This is a genomic window from Halopiger goleimassiliensis (assembly GCF_000455345.1).
GTDB lineage: Archaea > Halobacteriota > Halobacteria > Halobacteriales > Natrialbaceae > Halopiger_A > Halopiger_A goleimassiliensis.
Genome location: NZ_HG315690.1, coordinates 25,912 through 46,237, shown reverse-complemented (window position 1 = coordinate 46,237; position 20,326 = coordinate 25,912). Strand labels below are relative to the sequence as shown.

Here is a 20,326-nt window from a genome sequence, read left to right as displayed (position 1 = left end):
TCGAGTAGAACCGTGACGACGAACGATTCGTGGTGCATCACACCGTTTAACTGTCGTCCGAGGGAAGTACCACCAATGACCCTACACGTGACGAACACGTTGACGGGGGACAGAGAGCCGTTCGAGCCACAGGACCCGGAGAACGTCTTGCTCTACTACTGTGGCCTGACGGTCTCGGATCCGCCCCACCTAGGCCACGCACGGTCGTGGGTCCACGTCGACGTCATGCACCGCTGGCTCGAGTACCTCGGCTACGACGTGCGTCACGTCGAGAACTTCACCGACGTCAACGAGAAGATCGTCGCCCGCGTCGGCGAGGGCGACCTCGGGGACAGCGAGGGGGAGGTCGCCGAGAGCTACATCGAGCGCACCCTCGAGGACATGCGTTCGCTGAACCTCCTGCGCGCAGAGGTCTACCCCCGGGTGTCGGAACACGTCCCCGAGATCGTCGATCTGGTCGAGACCTTGGTCGAGAAGGGGTACGCCTACGAGTCCAACGGGTCGGTCTACTTCGACGTCACCGCGTTCGACGACTACGGCAAACTGTCGAACCAGGAACTCGAGGAGATCGAGTCCCAGGGCGACCCCGACGAGCGCTCGGAGAAACGCCACCCCGCCGACTTCGCGCTCTGGAAGGCCGGCGGCGTCGAGCCGGACGCGATCGAGGAGCACCGCCACGAGGGTGCGGCCCCCGCGGAGGAGGCCAGCGAGACGTCGCTCACCTGGGACTCGCCGTGGGGCGAGGGCCGGCCCGGCTGGCACATCGAGTGCTCGGCGATGAGCATGACCCACCTCGACGAGACGCTCGACGTCCACGTGGGCGGCCGCGACCTCGTCTTCCCCCACCACGAAAACGAGATCGCTCAGTCGGAGGCCGCGACCGACCGGGAGTTCGCCAAGTACTGGCTCCACTGCGAACTGTTCCAGATGGACGACGAGAAGATGTCCTCGAGTCTGGGCAACTTCGTCACCGTCGAAGACGCGGTCGAGCAGTGGGGGACGAACGTCCTGCGGACCTTCCTCACCGCCGGATCGTACAACAGCAAACAGCTCTACAGCGACGAGACGATCGCCGAGGCCGAGGAACGATGGGACCGCCTCGAGCGCGCCTACGACGCCGCCGCGGCGGCCGTCGACTCGCCCGACGCTCGGACGAAAGTCACCGACGACGAGTTCCGGTCGACCGTGGAGGACGCCCGCGAGGCGTTCGTCGAAGCGATGAACGACGACTTCAACACGCGAGAGGCCCAGTCCGCGCTGCTCGAGGTCGCGACGGCGATCAACAGCCACCTCGAGGACCGCGAGGAGTTCGATTACCGCGGCCTGCACGACGCGGTCGACGCGCTCGAGGAACTGGGTGGCGTGCTCGGCCTCTCCTTTACCGGCGATACCGCGGGGACGGCCGACCTCGCCGGCGACGTGGTCGATCTCGTCCTCGAGGTGCGAGAGCAGGAACGCGCGGACGGGAACTACGAGCGCGCCGACGAACTCCGCGACGAACTCGAGGCACTGGGGATCGAAGTCCAGGACACCGACGACGGGCCGACCTATCGACTGCCGTCGGACTCCTGATCGGTCGCGTTGGCGCTCGAGATTACTCTTCTACGGCCGCGAGTAACTGTTCGGCACGCGTCAGGAACCGCTCCCGGACGGTCGAAATCGACGCCGGCTCGAGGTCGTACTCCAGTTCCGGTGGGTCGGCGGCCCACGAGCCGTCGGAGAGCAACGCCGCAGCCTCGTAGGCGAGGAGTCGATCGTCGGCTTCCATCACCCGCTCCCACTCACGCTGCGTCGGCGGCTGGACGTCCAGCCCTTCCCAGACGGCCTCGAGAACGCGGTCTTCGATCCGTTCGAACCCCTCGAGTTCTCCCTTCAGCGGCCGCGGCACGTCGCCGACGTAGGCCTCGCCGGCGTCGTGGAGCAGCCCGAGCAACTGGAGCCGGGGTTGGTCGCTCGGGAGTTCCCGGCTGACGTACAGCGAGTGCTGGGCGACGCTGTAGAACTGGCTGCAGTGGCCGCCGAACCGACAGGTGTGGGCCAGCCCGGCGGCGACGTCCTCGAGGTCGATTGCCGCCGGCGAGGGATCGAGAACGTCGATCAACTGGCCCGTGTACGTCTCGATGCGGGCGCTTCGGTCACCGGATCCTGACATACCACGGGGACGGAAGGCGACGACATTAGTGGTGTCGGTGCTCGGATGGCCACCGACGACTCGGATTCCTCCCTCAGAGCCCGAGTGCAGTTAGCAGCGGGACGCCACTGGCCAGCGCGCCGACGAGGTAGCCGCCGATCGCACCGCCGTTGAGTAGCGGCAGGCCGGCGTGGGCACGCCCCTTGAGTACCATATACAGCAGGACCAGCAGGCCGGCGATCGTCCCCACGAGCGCGCCGACGGCGGGGACGTTGACGACGAGTCCGGGCACGTCGAGCGTCCCGGCCTCGAGGAAGTAGGCCGCGCTCACGACGAGGATCGTCGGGATGACGGCGTCGCCGAGTCCGATGAACAGCGCGTCGCGCTCGAGCGGGGACTCGCCGATCGTCTCGCGCTCGGTGTCCTCGTTCGTCTCGCGTACGTTGTCGTCGATTGCGTCGTCAGTGCCGCCGTTGGCTACGGGGCTCGAGTCGTCCGGTTCGGCATCGGCTACGGGGCTGGAGGGCGTGGACTGGTCGTCGGCCGGCGACGCGTCCGAACTCCCGGCCTCGTCCACGTCCGTTCCGTCGTCAGCCAGCGAGGAGTACGACAGCGACGTCGGGATGACGAGGATGACGGGGATTTGCAGGTCCATCACGCCCTCCGCGAGGTCGAGCATGTGTTCGGTCCCGTAGACGCTGATGGCGTCGTAGATGGCGAGCACCGACAGCAACAAGATTGCGGGCAGGAGGCCGAAACTGATCCCGAACAGCGCGCCGGCACCGGCTCCGATCAACACGCCAGTGAGGTCGATAACCCACCACTCCGGATAGGCCACGAGGGCGACGCCGACCCCCAGCGACGCGATGACGGCCAGCACGTTCGTGGAGCCGACCGTGACGACCGACGGCACGAACTCGGTGAAGACGAACCAGGCGAGCATCACGCTCACGCCGACGATCAGCGCGTGGATGATCCGCTGGAGGTCGTACTTGAACGCCGCGAGCATGAACGCGGTCGCGACGAGGATGACGCCGAAGTAGAAGACGCTGTTCGTCGGGTCCTGTGGGTTCTCGACGGCCTGTCGCTCGGACTCGTGGAACGGTTCGACGAGCGCCAGCGAACCGATCTGGACGGCGAGAAAGAGCGCGACCGTCACTCCGACGGCGGTGAGAACCCGGGTCCGTTCGTTCATGCTCCGCCGTTTGGCCCCCGGTCCTATGGGTGTTTTCGTCTTCGATTCCTGACTACACGTCGGGACGATCCTCCGGCCGGTCCGATCGTAACCGGGACGGATCCTGTCGTATCCGGGCCGCTATCGCGCGTAGAGCGTCGAACCGACCAGCGACGGGAGGTGGACGCCTTCCGGGGTCACCGCGAGATACGGATCGTCGACGGGCCCGAAGACGTCGACGACCCGGCCGACCTCCTCGAGCGAGTCGTCGAGGACGACCGTTCCGATCTCCTCGCGATGGACGTCCGGATCGTCGCTGTCAGCCGCGCAGAGGATCGCGAGTCCCTGTGCGGTCCGTTCGACGGTGCCGACGCGACGCATGCTCACTCGCGCATCGCGGCGACGTAGGCCGCGACGGCCTGTACGAGGTCGTTCTTGGTGGAATCGTCGGCCCCGCGGACGACGACCCGGCCACGGTCGGCCCACGGCTCCCGCGAGTAGGCCTTGTCCCGTTCGACGATCGCGTCGTAGCCGATCTGCTGGACGGCTTTCGCGATCTCGTCGACCGTCGGCTCTTCGACTGCCAGGTCCTCGGGGACGCGACGGCCCTCCGATCGGGTCCGGTTCGCATCGAGATAGGCGGGCCAGATGACGTTCTCGACCATGCGGACAACTCCGTAAGCCGACGTGTAAACCCTTTTCAAAACGAGCGGTCGGCGGCGTCGCCCCACCACGACGCCGGGGAATCAGTTATCGGCGGCGGGCGAATCCGGCTCCGAGAGCGAGCAGTGCGACGATCCCCGCAGGTACGCCGAAGCCGGGGATCGTATCCTCGGCGTCGGATTCCGCAGCGGTTTCCTCTTCTTCTGCGTCAGTGTCCTCGTCGGACTCCATCTCCTCGTCGGTCTCCTCGCTCGAGGAATCGCCGTCCGATTCGGACTCCATCTCGTCGCTCGACTCCTCCTCGAGGGCCTGCTCGGCCTCGTCGTAGGCCTCGGGGTGGACCTCCGAAGCGATTTCGCCGATCGCCTCGACGACGAGCGGGCCGGGCTGGCTCATGAAGTTGTCGTTGACCGCGACGAACTGTTCGTTCTCGTAGGCGGTCGTACTCTGGACGCCCTCGCTGACCGGCGGCTCCCCGGCCGACGCACCGTAGACGATCCACTCGGGATCCTCCGCGACGACGGTCTCCTCTTCGATCACGTCCCAGCCCGTGATGCCGGTCTCGGCTCCGAGGTTCTCGACGCCGGCGGTGGTCAGGATCTCGTGCTGGAAGGTTCCGTCGCCGGTCGTGTACCCGCCGCCCATGGCGTAGTACGCGAGCGGACGGTCCTCGCCGTCGATCGCTTCCTCGACGACCTCCAGGCGCTCGTCCATCCACTCGAGGGTCTCCTGAGCACCGTCGCACGCGCCGACGAGTTGCCCGGTGAGTCGGACGTTCTCGGCGACGCCGTCCAGCGATTCACCGGTGGGGAAGACGTAGACGGTCAGGCCGGCGTCGCGCAGTTGATCGACGACGTCGTCGCCCTCGAGCGTGTTCGCCGCGAGGACGACGTCGGGGTCGCGGTCGACGACGGTCTCCGCGATGGGCGTCAGATCGTCGTCTTCGCTGATGTCGAGGTCCTCGTCGGCGTCGAGGTAGTCGGTGTACTGGCCGACCGGCATGCCGACGAGTTTGTCCTCGGCACCGATCTCGTGGACGATCTGTGCGTCGCTCGGTTGCAGCGCGACGACCGACTCGGGTTCCGAATCGACCGTCACCGTCTCACCCGTCGCGTCCTCGAGTTCCAGCGGATACTCACACGTTGGCGATTCCTGTACCGTCGCCGCTGCGGGTCCCCCACTTCCGGCGACGGCGGGAGCACCCGCGGCGAGAACGACGATTCCAGCAAGCAGCGCGATCAGTAGCTTTCGCATCGCCTGGGAGGTCCGTCGTACTCCAACAAATATTTGGCTACTCCAACCGAGGTTGAAATCGTGTCGAACAGGGGCCGCACCGTTAGCTGGACGATCGGACTCACGGCCTTGCTCGCCGGCGTCATCGTCACGAGCGCGGCGCTCGGACCGGTCCGGATCGACCCCGTGATCGTCGCGAAAGCCAGTTTGAACGCGCTGGCCGTTCCGTCCGGGGTGTCCCTGGATACGGCCGCTCTATCGATCCCGTTCGTCGAAATCGGCGGGCCGGTTCCCGATCTCGCGTTCGTCGAAATCAACGTCCCTGTTCCCGATCTCGAGTACGCTTCGGTCTTCTCGTTCGACGTCGACAGGACCCACCAGAGCATCGTCGAGACCATCCGCCTGCCGCGGATCGTCCTGGCGGCGGTCGTCGGCTTCGCGCTGGCCGCTGCCGGGACCGTGATGCAGGGGTTCTTCCGGAACCCGCTGGCGGACCCCTCGATCATCGGCGTCTCCTCCGGCGCGGCGGCCGGTGCCGTCGCGGCCATCGCGTTTCCGACGGTGATCCCGTTTGCCGGCCTCCACCTGTCGGCGTTCGCCGGTGCGCTCGGAGCGTCCTTTCTCGTCTACGCCATCGCGACCGAGGGCGGACGGACGCCGGTCGCGACCCTGCTGCTCGCCGGGGTCGCGATCCAGGCGTTCCTCGGCGCGATGATCTCGTACATGCTGGTCTTGAGCGGCGACGATCTGCGGGAGGCAGTCGTCTGGATGATGGGCCACCTCCACGACAGTTCCTGGGCCGACGTCAGGTTCGCGCTCCCGTTCACGGTGCTTGGCGTCCTCGTCCTGTGTGCGTACACGCGTGAACTGAACGTCCTCCTGCTGGGCGAGGAGGACGCCCACCACCTCGGCGTCGACGTCGAGCGGACCAAACTGCTCCTGCTGGCGCTGGCCAGCGTCGTGACGGCCGCCGGCGTCGCCGTCGCCGGCGTCATCGGGTTCGTCGGGCTGGTCGTCCCGCACATCATGCGCCTGATCGTCGGCCCCGATCACCGGATCCTCCTGCCGACGAGCGCGCTCGCCGGGGCCTCGTTCCTCGTGGTGACCGACACCGTCGCGCGACTCGATACGCTCCCGCTCCCGCTAGGGTTCGACGTCAGCACGCCGGTCGTTCCCGTCGGGATCATCACGGCCGCGCTGGGCGCGCCGTTTTTCCTCTACCTGCTGACCAAACGCGAGGTGCACGCGCTGTGACCGACCGGGACGATTACGACGGAGACCGAGCAACGAGCGGAATCGAGGTCAGGGACGTCGGCGTCTCGTTCGGCGATCTCACCGTCCTCGAGTCCGCCTCGCTGACCGTCTCGAGCGGCGAGTTCGTCGGCCTCGTCGGACCGAACGGGGCCGGAAAGACCACGCTGTTGCGGACGATCAGCGGCGTGATAGCACCCGACGCCGGTTCGGTAACGATCGACGGTCTCGACGTCCACGACGCCTCGTCGCGGGTCTCGAGCCGGCACGTCGCCGTCGTCCCGCAGGACACCACCCTCTCGTTTTCCTTCCCCGTTCGCGACGTGGTCGCGATGGGCCGGCATCCCCACCGGTCGCGGTTCTCCGGGCCGACGCTTGAAGACCGCGAGGCGGTCGAGGCGGCCCTCGAGCGAACGCGGACCGCCGAGCTGGCGGATCGTCCGATCGACGAGGTAAGCGGCGGCCAGCGCCAGCGGGTAGTCCTCGCGCGGGCCGTCGCCCAGGAGACGCCCGCGCTGTTGCTCGACGAACCGACCGCGAACCTCGATATCAACCACCAGATCGAGACGCTGGAACTCGTCCGCGAACTCGTCGCCGAGGGGAAAACCGTCGTGGCGGCGATTCACGACCTCTCGTTGGCCGCCCGGTACTGCGACCGCCTGGCGTTGCTCGCCGAGGGCGGGATTCACAGCGTCGGGCCGCCTGAGGAGGTACTCTCGACGTCCGCGCTCGCCGACGCGTTCGACGCGAACGCCGCCGTCACGACGAACCCGATCACCGGGACGCCGTCGGTGACTGCAGTTGCGGACGCCGAACTGAGCGAGGGAGCCGATCGGGAGGACGCACACGTTCACGTCGTCGGCGCGGGCCAAGCCGCCTCGAGCGTCCTCACCCGACTCGCACTGTCGGGGCTGGACGTGACGCTTGGACCGGTTCCGGCCAGGGACAGCGCCCTCGAGACGGTCGAGCGGTTCGATCTCGATGCCCAGGTGGTCGATCCGTTCAGTCCACTCTCGGAAACGGGCCGGACCCGCGTCGAGGAGTGGTTGCGGGCGGCCGACGTGACGGTACTCGCCGACCCCGTGGTCGGCGACGGTCCCGAGTTCGAGGCCCTGCTGGAAACCATCGAGACCAGGCCGTCGCTAGTCGACGCCGAACGAGAGCTCTCGGCGGACCGGTCGACGGCGGATCGAGCCTCCCGACGGCTCTCCGAGCGGTGTCGCGACGGGTGTCGGACGACCACGCCGACGGCGATCGTCGACGCCGTAACGGCGGAACTCGAGGGCACCGAACGGGGAGCCGTGTCGAATCGGAGCGACCCGTCGGGACTCGAGGACCGGACCGACATCGAGACGGAACTGTCGACCGAATCGCCGAGCGACTGAGCGGATCGAGACCGATCGATGGTCGACGTCGCCTGACGAGTCGACGGCAGGAACTTCCCTACGGGTAGAGATCGAACCGGTACCGCGGCCGTCGACGATCAGGGCGACTCGGACGTTGTCGGCAACGCCACGTTGAAGACGGCCCCGCGGGGGTCGTTGTCCTCGATCCAGATTTCGCCGCCGCTCTCCTCGACGACGTTCGCGACGAAGAACAGGCCGAAACCGCGGCCGTGGTGGAGTTGGTCGCGTTCCTCGCGGCCGAAGACGAGGTCCTTGCGGTCGTCCGGGATGCCCGGTCCGTTGTCCGCGATCGAGACGATCGCTCGACCGTCGGCGCGTCGAGCGTCGACGGCGACGCGTGGCTCGTCGGTATCGTTGTGGATGACGGCGTTGGAGAGAACGTGCGTCACGGCCTGGCCGAGGTACTTCGCCGCCCGGACGCGGATCTCGCCCGGGTTAGCGTACTCGATCGCGGCGTCCGGGAACTTCTCCTGTGTGGTCGTGACCGCGTCCTCGAGCAGGTGATCCAGTCGGATCTCGGTTCGCTTGACCTCCGAGCGGGATCGGGCCGAATCGAGCAGTTCCTCGAGTCGCCTGGAGTTCTCGGAGGTCGCGAGCAGGTGTTCGATCTCCGTCTGGATCCGATCGAAGTGGTTCCGAAGATCGTCGTCGTTCTCGAGTTGAACCTCGATCAGGTTGGTGTAGCCGGCGACGACGTTGAGCCGGTTTCGGAGGTCGTGCCGGAGCACACGCCGGAGCACCTCGAGTTGTTCACGGCGGCGCTCGAGTTCGGAGATGTCGCGGATCGTCCCGACGTTGAACTCGGTGTCGGCGATGTCGACGCGGGTGACGTGGACGCGTACCGGGAACTCCTCTCCGGTCGCGGTTCGGTGGACCGTCTCGTAGATCCGGGTTTCGCCGGTGGTAAACGAGCTCCAGTAGTCCTCGAACGCGGACTGATCGAACGCCGGATTCACCTCGCCCACGCATCGACCGAGGAGGGTCGACCGAGGCTCCTCGATCATCTCGGCGTAGCGTTCGTTGACGTAGACGAACTCTCCGTGAGAGCCGACGGCCCCGATACCGACCCCGACCCCCTCGACGAGCTGTTCGAAAAACGCGGATATCGATCCCCCCTCCACGTCGGCCCCCGCTCCGACGTAGTCGGACAGTTCACAGTGGCGATCCATGAGTGTGATAGGTGGTGACGATCTCTATTGTTCCTCAACCGAGAGGAGGAATATAGTCGTTGTGGGTCGGCTGCCGGACTGTGGCTGTGTCGGGTAGCGGTCATGTTGCCGTTCTAGATCGGTCTTCCGAACGCCGTCTTCTGTCTCCCAGCGATGTCGTCCCAGCCCGGACTGATCGCGTCAGCCGACGTGACTGGACGGTTTTTTACTCCTCCGGCTCCGAGTGCCCGTCAATGACCGACAGCGAGTACGATTACGACGAGCTCGGACTCGTCGCCGGACTCGAGATCCACCAGCAACTCGATACGGCGACGAAACTGTTCTGCCAGTGTCCGACCGAGCTTCGCGAGCCGGAGGAAGCCGAGCGGACCTTCACTCGCTACCTCCATCCGACGCGGAGCGAACTCGGCGAAATCGACGAAGCCGCCCTCGAGGAGAGCAAGGTCGACCGCGAGTTCGAGTACCTCGCCTACGACACGACCTGTCTCGTCGAGGAGGACGACGAACCGCCCCACGAACTCGATGAGGAGGCCCTCGAGACGGCCCTCGAGATCGCCCAGTTGCTGGACGCGAGTCCCGTCGACCAGGCCCACGTCATGCGCAAGATTGTCGTCGACGGCTCGAACACGACCGGGTTCCAGCGCTCGACGCTGATCGCGACCGACGGCGAGATCGAGACCAGCGAGGGCGCGGTCGGCATCGAGGACCTCATGCTCGAGGAGGAGAGCGCCCAGCGCGTCGAGGAGACCGACGGCGGCGTGCGCTACAGCCTCGATCGCCTCGGAATTCCGCTCGTCGAGATCGGCACGAGTCCGGACATCTCGACGCCCGAACAGGCGCTGGAGGCCGCCGAGCGGATCGGGATGCTGCTGCGCTCGACGGGGAAGGTCAAACGCGGCCTCGGGACGATCCGGCAGGACGTCAACGTCTCCATCGAGGAGGGTGCTCGCGTCGAGATCAAGGGCGTCCAGAGCTTAGACGACATCGACGACATCATCCGCAACGAGGTCGCCCGGCAGGTCGAACTCGTCGCGATCGCCGAGGAACTGATCGAGCGCGACGCTTCAGTCGGCGAACCCGAGGACGTCACCGACGTCTTCGAGGACACCGACAGCGGCGTCATTCAGGGCGCGTTGAATTCCGGCGGTTCCGTGATGGGCGTCCCGCTGTACGGCTTCGACGGGCTGGTCGGCCGCGAGATCGCGCCCGACCGCCGCCTCGGCACCGAGTTCTCCGACCACGCCAAGCGCCACGGCGCGGGTGGGATCTTCCACACGGACGAACTGCCGGCCTACGGCGTCACCGAGGAGGAAGTCGAAGCGCTACGGGACGCGGTCGAGGTCGGCCCCGAGGACGCCGTGGCCATCGTCGCCGACGAGACCGACGTCGCCGAAAGCGCGATCGAAGCCGTCGTCGAGCGCGCCGAAACCGCTCTCGAGGGCGTTCCCGAGGAAACCCGCGGCGCGAACGACGACGGCACGACCCGCTACCTGCGGCCGCTCCCGGGTGCGGCGCGGATGTACCCCGAGACGGACGTGCCGCCGGTCGAACCCGACCCGAGCGAGGTGCCGGAACCGGAACTGCTCACCGAGAAGGTCGACCGGTACCAAGAGGAGTACGACCTCGATGCCGGGCTGGCCGAACAGGTCGCTTACGGCCAACACATGCCGCTGTTCGAGGACGTGGTGGCAGACGGCATCGATCCGACGCTCGCGGCGTCGACCCTCGAGTCCACGCTGACAGAACTGCGGCGCGACGACGTGGCCGTCGAGAACTTGACCGACGACCACCTCGCGGAGACGCTCGAGATGGTCGAAGACGGTGACCTGCCCAACGAGGGTGTGCCGGACCTGCTGACGGCGCTCGCGAACGATCCCGACCGGACTGCCGAGCGGGCGGCCGAGGAGGCCGGCCTTGGCGGTGCCGACGAGGAAGAAGTCCGCGAGGCCGTCGTGGAGGTCGTCGAACGGAACGAGACGCAAGTCGAGGAAGAAGGGATGCAGGCGTTCTCCGGGCTCATGGGCGAGTGCATGGGCGCGCTCCGCGGGAAGGCCGACGGCGACCTCGTGAGTCAGTTGCTCCGCGAGGAGATTCAAAAGCGGGCCTGATCGGTCGCGATTTCGCTCGTTCCTCTCAGTCGTCGATCAACTCCTCGAGCAACGTCTCTAGCTCGTAACTCTGGAGCGCGTCCCGTTCCTCGATGGCCGAAATCACGAACGTCGAGTCGGTCCGCTCGACGCCCTCTAGCTGCTCGAACTCCGCGACGAGGCGCTCGACCATGTCGCTGCCGCTGAGCCGGGCGACGACGATGAAGTCCGTCTCGCCCATCGTAAAGAAGACGTTGGTGACGCCTTCGACCGTCAGCAGTCGATCCGCGAACGTCTCGTAGGAACCCTGATAATCGGCGTGGACCTCGACGATCACGGTGACCCCGAGTCCGAGTTTCTCGAGGTCGACGTCGTACCGATCGTTCTCGATGATCCCCTCCTCTCGAAGGTTCGAGAGCCGATAGTGAATGGTCGAGACGGGGATGCCGGTTTCTTCGTGCAGCCGCTCGGGACTCCCCGTTCCGAGTTCGGAGATGGCCTTCAACAATCGAACGTCGCGCTCGTCCATACGTGGCCGATCGACAGGAGGCCATAAATGTCTCCCGACTGAGCCAATTGGAGTTTTCTACAACACGATGATTCTATTCGAGTTGGATTTGGATCTGATCCATACGTGTGATTTTCAATCCAGGAAACCACCGTCTCTTGTAGAAGGACCTAAATACAGGAGATAACTTCGAACTGGATATGATTCAGTCGAAGATCCTGCCAGCCGGGTACCGCGACGCGGTGCTCTTTTCGATACTGGCACTCTGTTGGGGAAGTTCGTTCGTGGCGATCGAGGTCGGACTCGAGCACGTCCCGCCGCTGTTGTTCGCGGGACTACGATACGCGCTTGCGGGGCTGATCGTCCTCGGTTACGCGTCGCTCGTCGCCGATCGGGTATGGCCCCGGGGCCGCGGGGAGTGGCTCGCCGTGACCGTCGCCGGCGTGTTCGTGATCGCGCTCTATCACGGCCTGCTGTACGTCGGCGAACTGTACGTTTCCGGAGCGGTCGCCGCGACGATCATCAGTACCGCGCCGATCCTCACCGTCGCCTTCGCCGGCGCGTTGCTCCCGGACGAGCGACTGGGTCGGATCGGTCTCGTGGGGTTCGGTCTGGGATTGATCGGCGTCGTCCTCGTCGTTCGACCGGACCCGGCAGTCCTCGGAGACACCATGACGCTCGGCGCTGCACTCGTATTCGGCGCTGCGGTCGCGTTCGCGCTCGGCGGCGTACTCGTCAGGCCGATCGAATCGAACCTCCCGCTCGAGTCGCTGGAAGGGTGGGCCATGCTGATCGGAGCCGGCGTGTTGCTTGGAGGGGCACCACTGCGAGGGGAATCGATAGCTGCGATCGAGGTCACGTCGACGGCGATCCTCTCGTACCTCTATCTCACCCTCGTTTCGGGAGTCTTCGCGTTCCTGCTGTACTTCCAGTTGCTCGATCGAAGCGGCGCGATTCAGGTCAACCTCGTCGGGTACGCCGAACCGGCAGTGGCCATCCTCGTTAGCTGGCTCCTCCTCGGGTCGGTCGTCGACTCGCTGACGATCGTGGGGCTGGTGACGATCCTGGCCGGTTTCACCCTCGTCAAGCGGCGTGCGCTCCGTCGACTCCTGCGGTCGTGGATGGAACCGGCGGCTTCGTCACACGGCGAATCGCACGGGCCGGTCCAGACCCGAACCGACGGGGGAGTATCCGCCGACGCCGAGTCCATCGATCCCGAGCGCTGATTCCACCGGAACGGTTCCATCTCGTGTCGCCCGGGAGACCGTATTAGGGACCTTCGATACCTCCTATTGCCACGTATTCTCACCAGGGAACGTTTATTAGCGGTGACGTTGGGCAATCCGACGAGAACCAATGAGCGACGCGTCACCCGAGCTAACCGTCGTCTGCCACGTCCGTGCACCGTTACTCCTCGAACCGATCGATCGACAGATCGAGACGCTACAGGCCTGCGAGTCGGAGGGGAGGATCGACGACCTGCTGCTCCGTAGCTGGCCGAAGGAAGTGACGCGGTCGGATACGAGCCCGCATCACGAGGTGCTCGAGGCCTACGACCGATTCTCGCAGTGGGCCGACGAACGCGGGGTCAGCATCGAACCGCCGTTCCGGGAGCGAACGAAGACCTCGCAGGTGACCGGGGAGACGACCGAGTTGCTCGTGACGCCGCTGGTCTGTCTCGAACTCTACGTCGACGACGAACTCGTCGGCGTCTTCCCCCACACCGAGGGCGACGAGACGTACACGACCGACGAGGTCATCGCCGAACTCCGCACCGGAACGGTTCCGGACCCGCTCGGCGAGTCGCCGACCCGGACCCGGACGTCGTCGACCGACTGCCCCGCCTGTGGAGACGAACTGATCGACGGGCAGGGCCTGTTCGCCTGCGCCGAGTGTGGCTGGATCGGGACTCTCACAGACTCGGGCGATCTCGTCGATCGGACGCCCGAGCACGACCCTCGTCACGTCCTCGAACAACGGTAACCGTCGACGTCGACCAGCCGGAGGCCGGTATCGGCTGCGACGGGAGCGACCACTGCTCGAGGTCACACATCCGGCAGCGGGCTTCGATAGGTTGGCGTCGCTCGTTGACGACGATTCGGGATCGGATTCTGGCGGTCGACGATCCGGTCGGGCCGCCCGAGAGCCCGAATAATTATTGTAAATTAGGAATAACACGACAGGAAGAACGCCGCCACAGGACCGGGTACCGGTAGCACGCGTCCGAATCGCGCTGCGGGGGATGCCCGATAGAGACGGCGTTTTGGATCAGTACATGTCAGGGGAGGAAACGACGTTTCTCTACGAACTCGCTCGGAACGGGGATCGACTGAAGCTAATCGAGTATCTGACGCAGGCCGACAACCCCGTCGTTCGAGAGCGGGCCGCGGAACTTCTGGGTGGGCTCACGACGGGGCCGGATCCGGACGTCCAGGATCGGATCACGCGGGCACTCCGTCGAACCGCAAAGCACGACGAGAGCGACGCCGTTCGCGCAGCCGCGATCGACGCCCTCTATTTGCGGGACGAGTCCGCGCTCGAGGACCTCGTCGCGGCGGTCGCGGACGCGGGACTGGACGAGACGCCTCCGTGGATGACGGCCGACCGACCAGCGGACTGGCTCGAGTCGCCACATCCGGAGTTCAGGATGCTCGCTGCAGCGGCACTGGGACGGATCGGTGATCCGGCGGCGGTTCCGGCACTGGTCGCGGTGTTCGACGATCACGACGTTCGCGTTCGAGCGGAGGCAGTCGAGGCCTGCGGGGAGATCGGCGATCCGCGGTGTATCGAACCGCTGGCGAACCGGCTGGACGACGACCAGGATCGGGTTCGCCGGGAAGCCGCGTCCGCGCTGGCCGCGATCGGCACCGAAGCGGCGCGGCGAGCGCTCGCACCTGCCGTCCGGTCGAATACGGAATCGGTTCGCGTCATCGCCGTCGGCGAACTCGGTGCGTTCGGCAACCTCGAGCCGCTGCCGCTGTTGATCGAGGGGCTCCAGGACAGTTCGGAGCTGGTTCGGCGGACGGCCACGCGGTCGTTGATCGAACTGCTCGCGAACGCCCCCTCCGAGCGGAGTCACGAGATGCGCAACGCGATCGGGGCCGCGATCGCCGAGGCCGAACTCCCGGATCTGGCCGCACAACTTCGGACCGTTCTCGGAGGCAACCAGCCCACCTACGTCCGACGAAACGCGACGTGGTTGCTCGGACAGGTCGCCGACAGCGATGCCGACGACTTCGGCTCGATAGTGGCTTCGCTCGTCGACGCACTCGACGATTCGGACGAGATGACGGCGAAGTTCGCCATGTCCACGCTCGTCGATCTGGACGATCCGACCGTCGCCAGGCGGCTTCGGGAGTTCCTGCGGGACGACGGGTCGTCCGATCGAGCCCGACAACGCGCGGAGTTCGTCCTCGAGCGGGTTCGGGAGGGCCCCTCGAAGGAGGTCGTCAGCAACGCGGTCGAATTCACGTACGTCAGCGATCCAGCCGACTATACGACCAAAAAGCGGGAGCGGGCCGATCGCGAGGACGACGCCGAATAAACCCGTTCGGTCAGTCGTCGGGTTTTCGCCACTTGGTATATCTGCCCAAATCTATATCGTCGTGAGAGTACGATTCGTTGAAAGGTGCATGGTGTTTTGCTGGACGTGTGATCGGTGTAGGTTTACGGTGTGGGCGGCCCAGCGGTCGATCGTACGATCGACGTCCGAATCGCACCTCCTCGAGCACTACAAGGAGTCGCTCTACGAGGAGGGGTTTCGATTCGGGTGGACGTGCCCCCACTGTGAGACGGGATCGATACGACACGACGTCGACGACGCCGTGGGGGAGTTCAAACGGCATCTGTTCGAACACGAGCGCGATCGGCTTCGATCGGGGGCTCACGTCGCCGATCGGATCGACGGAACGGGCAACGTCCTCGTCTGTACCCGTCCGAACAGTTCCGACGCCGACAACGCTCGCCTCCACATGCTCGCGCCCTGTAACGTCGTGTTGCTGGTCACGACGGCCGTGGGAGATCGCTTGCGCGCACTGGCCGAGCGGTTGTCCGAGTGGCCCGCCCGGACGATCGTTCTCACGACGGCCGAACGGCCGCTCGCGGACGTCTCCGATCTCGACCTCTCGTCGGTGCCGCTCGAGATCGTCAAACTCGACTCGAGTCTGTCGCTGTCGGCTCTCGGGGAGACGATTTCACGGGTCGTCGCGGAGCACAACGGTCCGAATCGAAAACTCTCTGTCGGGTTCGACGTCCTCTCGGAGATCATCGCGAAATACGAGTTACGGCAGGTGTTCAAGTTCCTCCACTTGCTGACCGCTCGCCTCGAGAGCGCCGACGCGCTGTCGCACTTTTACTACGATCCGGACTCGAACTCGGGGCCGACGCTGAACCTGATCGCCGAACTGTTCGACGTGCGGATCGAGGCCACGAACGGTCGGTTCGTGACGAAGAAGTGAGGTCTGCAGGGAACGTCGGGCTCCACCGTGGTCGGATCGACGGGAGGATCTGTGGTTCGGGTGGAACGATCCTGACGACTACACTCGTCGATCCGACATCGAGGCGTTACTCCTCGGCCGGTCGTTCCGTTGCACGCCGCAACAATCCGAGCAACGTGTTCGCCTCCCGTTCGGTGAGGTCCGCCCGCCCGTAGACCCGACGGAGCATCCGTCTGGTCTTCGCCCGTTTCTCCTCCGGGTGGTTGATCTCCTCGAGCAACGCGTCCCACTGGTCGTAGAGGCGGTCGACGGTCGCTTCCGAGGCACGAACCCGCTCGACGTCGGGAATCTGGGTGTCCTCGTCCGTCAGCGTCAGCGTCCGGAGTTCGTAGAGGGTGACGGTCGCCGCCTGACCGAGGTTGAGGACCGGATACTCCTCGTTGGCCGGTATCGTACAGATCTCGTCGATTCGCGAGAGTTCCTCGTTCGTCAATCCGACTCGCTCGCGACCGAAGACCAGCACCGTCGGCGCTTCGACCGTCGGCAGCCGTTCGGCCAGGTCGGCGGGCGTCGAGAACGGAAACCGGACGTGACTCCGGTCGTCCTCGTTCGTTACCGCCGTACACCCGATCGTGTGGTAGTTCGCGACCAGTTCCTCGAAAGTGATTTCGGTCGCGTTCGGCAGGACGTCCTCCCGTGCGTGGCCGGCGAACCCGTACGCTTCGCCGTCGGGATCGAGTTCCGGCGGATCGACCAGCAGCAGGTCCTCGAACCCGAAGTTCTTCATCGCCCGCGCGATCGTTCCGACGTTGCCCGGCGACTGGGCATCGACGACGGCGACTGCTGGTGGCGTGCGAGCCAAGCCGTCCTCGGAATCTGGAGCGTCTGTCATGTGTGCGTTGGATACTCGAGTCGATCGAAACGTCGTATCGATCGCTCGCGTCTGTAGTACGGACGTGGATCGTCGGCTGTATATATCGGTTGGAATCGTCCGCTGGCCTTGGGGAACTGGCGAAGCGACACCGATCGTCGCACAGCTACGCCGTTGGACGATGACGGTGTGATGCATAATAAGATAAATCGTATAGTGCGATATCAATTAGATCGCACGATCGGTTCTCGATGCCATCGTACGCGACTTCGTCCGCGCTGTCGACTGGGTGACCGAGAGCGTCGACCGTTCTCCCAGGTTAGCGTCACTACAGGTCACCCACAGTAGCGTTCAAGGATCCGGTAGCAAAGCCCGAGGGTACTCCCTGTGGCTGCGGTTTCGGTCGCCGCGATTACCGTGAATCCCGTTTCCGTCCGTTCTCGTCCCGCTGTTCTCGAGCGAAGGAACGAATCGCTGTCGCAACGCGGTCGGGAGCCGAATCGATGGCCACGTGCCCGACGCCCTCGAGTTCCACGAGGTGACTCTCGGGCAGGGTTTCATCGAGGGTGAACACGGCATCCCGCAGGTGTTCGGGACCGTGTTCGCCCGTGAGGAGGAGCGTCGGAGCATCGACGGTGTGGTCCTTGGCGAGTTCGTACTCCTCGACGGCGTAATTCTCCCGGAGTACCGTTTCGAGAAGGTCGAAGTTCACCTCGTCGGGCCAGAACGGCAGTCGCTCGGGCTCCGAGACGCCGGTAGCCTCCTGGTAGAACAACTTCATCGCTTCCTCCCGTCGACCGTCGTCCAGGCGGTCCTGCATTCGATCGGCCAGGTCGTCGTCACGGTGCTCGTCGACGAGTATCGCCGGTTCGTAGAGGACGAGTCGATCGACGGCGACCCGCTCGGCGGCCGCGAGCGCGACCAGGCCACCGTACGAGTGCCCAAACACCGTCGTCTCGCCGTCGACGGCGTCGACGAGCGCACGGACGTCGTCGATCTCGTACTCGAGGCGATAGTCGTCGGCGTCGCCGCTCTCTCCCCGGCCCCGCCGGTCGGGAACGATGAGTGTGAAATCGTCGGTGAGGTGCGGGCGAAGGGTATCCCACGTTCGACGGGTTCCCGATCCGCCGTGGAGGAGGATCAGCGGCGGACCCGTCCCTTCCCGTTCGTAGGCGATCTCTGTTCCGTCTGCGGAGGTGACTGTTTGCATGGGCTACGATGGTGAAACGTGGCGTCGCTTTACCAATTTCGAACGCCGGTCGGTGTGATCCGAATCCGGAGTAGTGGTTGTACAGTCGTGGATAAAACGGGAGAGTTCGAACGTCGGTATTTGTCGGATACGACTGTAGAATCCTAGTCTACTAGTCTAGTTACGTCTACTAGAACGTACAGTATGCTGTCTCGATGGAGTATACAGTTTCGATGAACTGTACGATTCGAAGTATCGAGGGTACCTCCGAGGGAGACTCGTCGACGAAAAAGGGAACAGTGGAAAGCGGAGTCGTTAGGCACACACACCCCCGTCGCGGATGTAACTGTATTTCCGTGTGAGGATTCTGTGTGGCTACACACCACTGTCGCGTCTGAAAATTCGACTCGAAACCAGGCCCCACGTCGTGAATATTGGCCTTCGTCTCGGAACTATCCCACCTGTTCGCAGTTACAAACGCGACGGGGGTGTGTGCCCTCCGGGATTCGCGGTTGACGCTTTTCCGGGGTCCGACACGAGAGGACTCACGTTCGTTTACCGCCACCGGGAGTACTCCGTTTTCGTCTGGGATACATCGATATTTGCTCGTCCGTCGAGACACCACAGCCGGCGGCGGTATGGGAATTCTGCCCACACGGACGGGGTACAATTGGTCGGGCGGTAGCCCCAACGATCGGTGGTCGTACTCTCCGAACCACCGCGAGTGAGTCGGCGTATGCGCTCGATCCGTTACATCCGCGACGGGGGTGGGGGTCGTGACCTCGTTCGTGACCGATTAAAAGCGCGAGGGTGGCGCTCGAGGGCGATATTGCCGACAATCGCGAAAACGTTCGGTATGGTTTCTCAGACAGGTGGTTTACACTCGCGACCGATCTCCATAGATTTATCTCGGTCCAATTGGAAGGGTCGCGGTACTGCAATGTCCGCGAACGACGATCGTGATCCACTCTTTCGGTACGACGATCCGGTCTTTGCCGACGAGCGACTGCTCGAGATCACACATCTCCCCGGACCGGACCGGATCGTCGGGCGCGACGAGCAGATGCAACGGGTAGCGGACGCCCTGAACCCGGCTATCTTCGGGAGCGAGCCCAACCACTTGTTCATCTTCGGGAAGACCGGAACCGGTAAATCGCTGATCTCCCGGTCGGTGACCAAGCGGGTGATCTCGGAGGCCCAGCGCGACGGCGTGACGGTCAAGTACGCCTTCATCGACTGCGGCGAACAGAACACCGAGGCGTCGGTCATCAAGACGATCGCCCAGATCGTCAACGAACCCGAGGAAAGCGGCATCTCCATCCCGGACCGCGGCCTCGGAACGGGCGACTACTACAAACGTCTCTGGCAAGCCGTCGACTACTGCACCGACGTGACCATCGTCATCCTCGACGAGATCGACATGCTCGAGGACGACGAAGTGCTACGGAAACTCTCGCGTGCGGGCGAGAACCGTCGCATCTCGGACTCGAGCATCGGGATCATCGGCATCTCGAACAAGATCGACTTCCCGGACCACCTCTCCGAACGCGTCAAATCGAGCCTCTCGCGGGACGAACTCGTCTTCTCGCCGTACGACGCCAACCAGCTGGTCGAAATCCTCGAGAAACGCCGCGATGCGTTCCACGACGGGGTGCTTTCCGACGACGTGATCCCGCTGACCGCTGCGCTCGCAGCCCAGGAACACGGCGACGCGCGCAAAGCGATCGACATCCTCCGGAACGCGGGCCGCATCGCGAAGAAACAGAACGCCGCCCGGGTGACGGCCGACCACGTCCGCGACGCGAAGGAGAAGACCGAAGCCGACCGGTTCAACGAACTGATCGAGGGCTCGCCACAGCAGGCGAAAGCCATCCTCTACTCGCTGACGCTGCTCACCGAAAACAGCAGCCAGAAGGAGTTCCCCACCAAGATCATCTACAACCAGTACAAGGAAGTCGCCAAGCGACTCGACTTCGACGTCCTCTCGGAACGACGCGTCCAGGAGATCCTCCAGGAGCAGAACTTCCTGAACGTGATTCAATCTGAACGCGAGGGTCGTGGCCGCGGTCGCGGTGCCCACGCCAAACATCGTCTGCTCGAGAACCCGTCGATCGTGAAGAAGGTTCTCCTCCGGGATTCGCGACTCGCCGTCCTCGAGGACGAGACCCCGGCCGACTAGAGCGTGTTCCCGAAGCAGTACGCTACCCC

The 20,326-nt window shown here is 64.9% G+C and carries 18 protein-coding genes; 9 read left to right on the top strand and 9 right to left on the bottom strand.

Annotated elements, in window-relative coordinates; genetic code table 11:
- Positions 1-75 precede the first annotated feature (75 nt).
- The gene (gene cysS, locus TX79_RS00230) at positions 76-1,572 is read left to right on the top strand and encodes a cysteine--tRNA ligase (protein WP_049924970.1); all 1,497 of its coding nucleotides are present in this window, start codon (positions 76-78) and stop codon (positions 1,570-1,572) included.
- 22 nt (positions 1,573-1,594) lie between these two features.
- Here the strand turns inward: cysS and TX79_RS00225 are convergent, their stop codons facing one another.
- The 5 genes from TX79_RS00225 to TX79_RS00205 all read right to left on the bottom strand — a co-directional run bounded on the left by TX79_RS00225 (position 1,595) and on the right by TX79_RS00205 (position 5,222).
- Positions 1,595-2,152, bottom strand: coding sequence for a hypothetical protein (locus TX79_RS00225; protein ID WP_049924968.1), 558 nt, complete (start codon positions 2,150-2,152; stop codon positions 1,595-1,597).
- Between the two features lie 73 nt (positions 2,153-2,225).
- Entirely contained in the window at positions 2,226-3,326 is a 1,101-nt protein-coding gene (locus TX79_RS00220) for a presenilin family intramembrane aspartyl protease PSH (RefSeq protein WP_049924966.1), read from the bottom strand.
- Positions 3,327-3,446: 120 nt separating this feature from the next.
- Positions 3,447-3,686 (bottom strand): H/ACA ribonucleoprotein complex subunit GAR1, encoded by a 240-nt coding sequence (locus tag TX79_RS00215; protein WP_049924965.1) that lies wholly within the window; start codon positions 3,684-3,686, stop codon positions 3,447-3,449.
- Positions 3,687-3,688: 2 nt separating this feature from the next.
- On the bottom strand, positions 3,689-3,970 hold the full coding sequence (gene srp19, locus TX79_RS00210) for a signal recognition particle subunit SRP19 (protein ID WP_049924964.1): 282 nt from the start codon (positions 3,968-3,970) through the stop codon (positions 3,689-3,691).
- An 85-nt stretch (positions 3,971-4,055) separates the two neighbouring features.
- The gene (locus TX79_RS00205) at positions 4,056-5,222 is read right to left on the bottom strand and encodes a PGF-CTERM-anchored ABC transporter substrate-binding protein (protein WP_049924963.1); all 1,167 of its coding nucleotides are present in this window, start codon (positions 5,220-5,222) and stop codon (positions 4,056-4,058) included.
- A gap of 60 nt (positions 5,223-5,282) precedes the next feature.
- Here TX79_RS00205 and btuC point away from each other — a divergent pair, with 60 nt between their 5' ends.
- Both btuC and TX79_RS00195 read left to right on the top strand, forming a co-directional pair.
- The gene (btuC, locus tag TX79_RS00200; RefSeq protein ID WP_049924961.1) at positions 5,283-6,455 is read left to right on the top strand and encodes a vitamin B12 ABC transporter permease BtuC; all 1,173 of its coding nucleotides are present in this window, start codon (positions 5,283-5,285) and stop codon (positions 6,453-6,455) included.
- The gene (locus TX79_RS00195; RefSeq protein WP_081655453.1) at positions 6,452-7,837 is read left to right on the top strand and encodes an ATP-binding cassette domain-containing protein; all 1,386 of its coding nucleotides are present in this window, start codon (positions 6,452-6,454) and stop codon (positions 7,835-7,837) included. Before btuC ends, TX79_RS00195 begins: the two co-directional genes overlap by 4 nt.
- A gap of 98 nt (positions 7,838-7,935) precedes the next feature.
- On the opposite strand, the gene TX79_RS00190 is transcribed toward TX79_RS00195, so the two are convergent.
- Positions 7,936-9,027, bottom strand: a complete 1,092-nt coding sequence (locus TX79_RS00190; RefSeq protein WP_049924960.1) for a sensor histidine kinase — start codon at positions 9,025-9,027, stop codon at positions 7,936-7,938.
- A 233-nt stretch (positions 9,028-9,260) separates the two neighbouring features.
- On the opposite strand from TX79_RS00190, the gene gatE reads away from it, so the two are divergent.
- Positions 9,261-11,135, top strand: a complete 1,875-nt coding sequence (gene gatE, locus TX79_RS00185; protein WP_049924959.1) for a Glu-tRNA(Gln) amidotransferase subunit GatE — start codon at positions 9,261-9,263, stop codon at positions 11,133-11,135.
- A gap of 25 nt (positions 11,136-11,160) precedes the next feature.
- Here gatE and TX79_RS00180 read toward each other — a convergent pair whose 3' ends face one another.
- On the bottom strand, positions 11,161-11,643 hold the full coding sequence (locus tag TX79_RS00180) for an Lrp/AsnC family transcriptional regulator (RefSeq protein WP_049924958.1): 483 nt from the start codon (positions 11,641-11,643) through the stop codon (positions 11,161-11,163).
- Positions 11,644-11,822: 179 nt separating this feature from the next.
- Between TX79_RS00180 and TX79_RS00175 the strand changes: the two genes are divergently transcribed.
- The 4 genes from TX79_RS00175 (at position 11,823) to TX79_RS00160 (ending at position 16,079) form a co-directional block, all read left to right on the top strand.
- Positions 11,823-12,848 (top strand): DMT family transporter, encoded by a 1,026-nt coding sequence (locus TX79_RS00175; protein ID WP_195892431.1) that lies wholly within the window; start codon positions 11,823-11,825, stop codon positions 12,846-12,848.
- Positions 12,849-12,978: 130 nt separating this feature from the next.
- Positions 12,979-13,605, top strand: a complete 627-nt coding sequence (locus TX79_RS00170; RefSeq protein ID WP_049924957.1) for an HTH domain-containing protein — start codon at positions 12,979-12,981, stop codon at positions 13,603-13,605.
- A 292-nt stretch (positions 13,606-13,897) separates the two neighbouring features.
- A complete protein-coding gene (locus TX79_RS00165) occupies positions 13,898-15,166 on the top strand; it encodes a HEAT repeat domain-containing protein (RefSeq protein WP_049924956.1) in 1,269 nt (422 codons plus the stop codon).
- An 88-nt stretch (positions 15,167-15,254) separates the two neighbouring features.
- Positions 15,255-16,079 carry a DUF7504 family protein gene (locus TX79_RS00160; protein WP_049924954.1) on the top strand — a complete coding sequence of 275 codons (825 nt, stop codon included), beginning with the start codon at positions 15,255-15,257 and terminating at the stop codon, positions 16,077-16,079.
- Positions 16,080-16,185: 106 nt separating this feature from the next.
- On the opposite strand, the gene TX79_RS00155 is transcribed toward TX79_RS00160, so the two are convergent.
- Positions 16,186-16,950, bottom strand: coding sequence for an RNA methyltransferase (locus TX79_RS00155; RefSeq protein ID WP_049924952.1), 765 nt, complete (start codon positions 16,948-16,950; stop codon positions 16,186-16,188).
- A gap of 391 nt (positions 16,951-17,341) precedes the next feature.
- Positions 17,342-18,139, bottom strand: a complete 798-nt coding sequence (locus TX79_RS00150) for an alpha/beta fold hydrolase (protein ID WP_049924951.1) — start codon at positions 18,137-18,139, stop codon at positions 17,342-17,344.
- A gap of 919 nt (positions 18,140-19,058) precedes the next feature.
- Here TX79_RS00150 and TX79_RS00145 point away from each other — a divergent pair.
- Positions 19,059-20,297 (top strand): Cdc6/Cdc18 family protein, encoded by a 1,239-nt coding sequence (locus tag TX79_RS00145; protein WP_049924950.1) that lies wholly within the window; start codon positions 19,059-19,061, stop codon positions 20,295-20,297.
- Positions 20,298-20,326 lie beyond the last annotated feature (29 nt).

What these genes read in the sequence shown, in the direction of transcription:
- cysS (WP_049924970.1), top strand. Translation starts at nt 76, where the DNA reads ATGACCCTACACGTGACGAACACGTTGACGGGGGACAGAGAGCCGTTC.
- TX79_RS00225 (WP_049924968.1), bottom strand. Translation starts at nt 2,152, where the DNA reads ATGTCAGGATCCGGTGACCGAAGCGCCCGCATCGAGACGTACACGGGC.
- TX79_RS00220 (WP_049924966.1), bottom strand. Translation starts at nt 3,326, where the DNA reads ATGAACGAACGGACCCGGGTTCTCACCGCCGTCGGAGTGACGGTCGCG.
- TX79_RS00215 (WP_049924965.1), bottom strand. Translation starts at nt 3,686, where the DNA reads ATGCGTCGCGTCGGCACCGTCGAACGGACCGCACAGGGACTCGCGATC.
- srp19 (WP_049924964.1), bottom strand. Translation starts at nt 3,970, where the DNA reads ATGGTCGAGAACGTCATCTGGCCCGCCTATCTCGATGCGAACCGGACC.
- TX79_RS00205 (WP_049924963.1), bottom strand. Translation starts at nt 5,222, where the DNA reads ATGCGAAAGCTACTGATCGCGCTGCTTGCTGGAATCGTCGTTCTCGCC.
- TX79_RS00190 (WP_049924960.1), bottom strand. Translation starts at nt 9,027, where the DNA reads ATGGATCGCCACTGTGAACTGTCCGACTACGTCGGAGCGGGGGCCGAC.
- gatE (WP_049924959.1), top strand. Translation starts at nt 9,261, where the DNA reads ATGACCGACAGCGAGTACGATTACGACGAGCTCGGACTCGTCGCCGGA.
- TX79_RS00180 (WP_049924958.1), bottom strand. Translation starts at nt 11,643, where the DNA reads ATGGACGAGCGCGACGTTCGATTGTTGAAGGCCATCTCCGAACTCGGA.
- TX79_RS00175 (WP_195892431.1), top strand. Translation starts at nt 11,823, where the DNA reads ATGATTCAGTCGAAGATCCTGCCAGCCGGGTACCGCGACGCGGTGCTC.
- TX79_RS00170 (WP_049924957.1), top strand. Translation starts at nt 12,979, where the DNA reads ATGAGCGACGCGTCACCCGAGCTAACCGTCGTCTGCCACGTCCGTGCA.
- TX79_RS00165 (WP_049924956.1), top strand. Translation starts at nt 13,898, where the DNA reads ATGTCAGGGGAGGAAACGACGTTTCTCTACGAACTCGCTCGGAACGGG.
- TX79_RS00160 (WP_049924954.1), top strand. Translation starts at nt 15,255, where the DNA reads ATGGTGTTTTGCTGGACGTGTGATCGGTGTAGGTTTACGGTGTGGGCG.
- TX79_RS00155 (WP_049924952.1), bottom strand. Translation starts at nt 16,950, where the DNA reads ATGACAGACGCTCCAGATTCCGAGGACGGCTTGGCTCGCACGCCACCA.
- TX79_RS00150 (WP_049924951.1), bottom strand. Translation starts at nt 18,139, where the DNA reads ATGCAAACAGTCACCTCCGCAGACGGAACAGAGATCGCCTACGAACGG.
- TX79_RS00145 (WP_049924950.1), top strand. Translation starts at nt 19,059, where the DNA reads ATGTCCGCGAACGACGATCGTGATCCACTCTTTCGGTACGACGATCCG.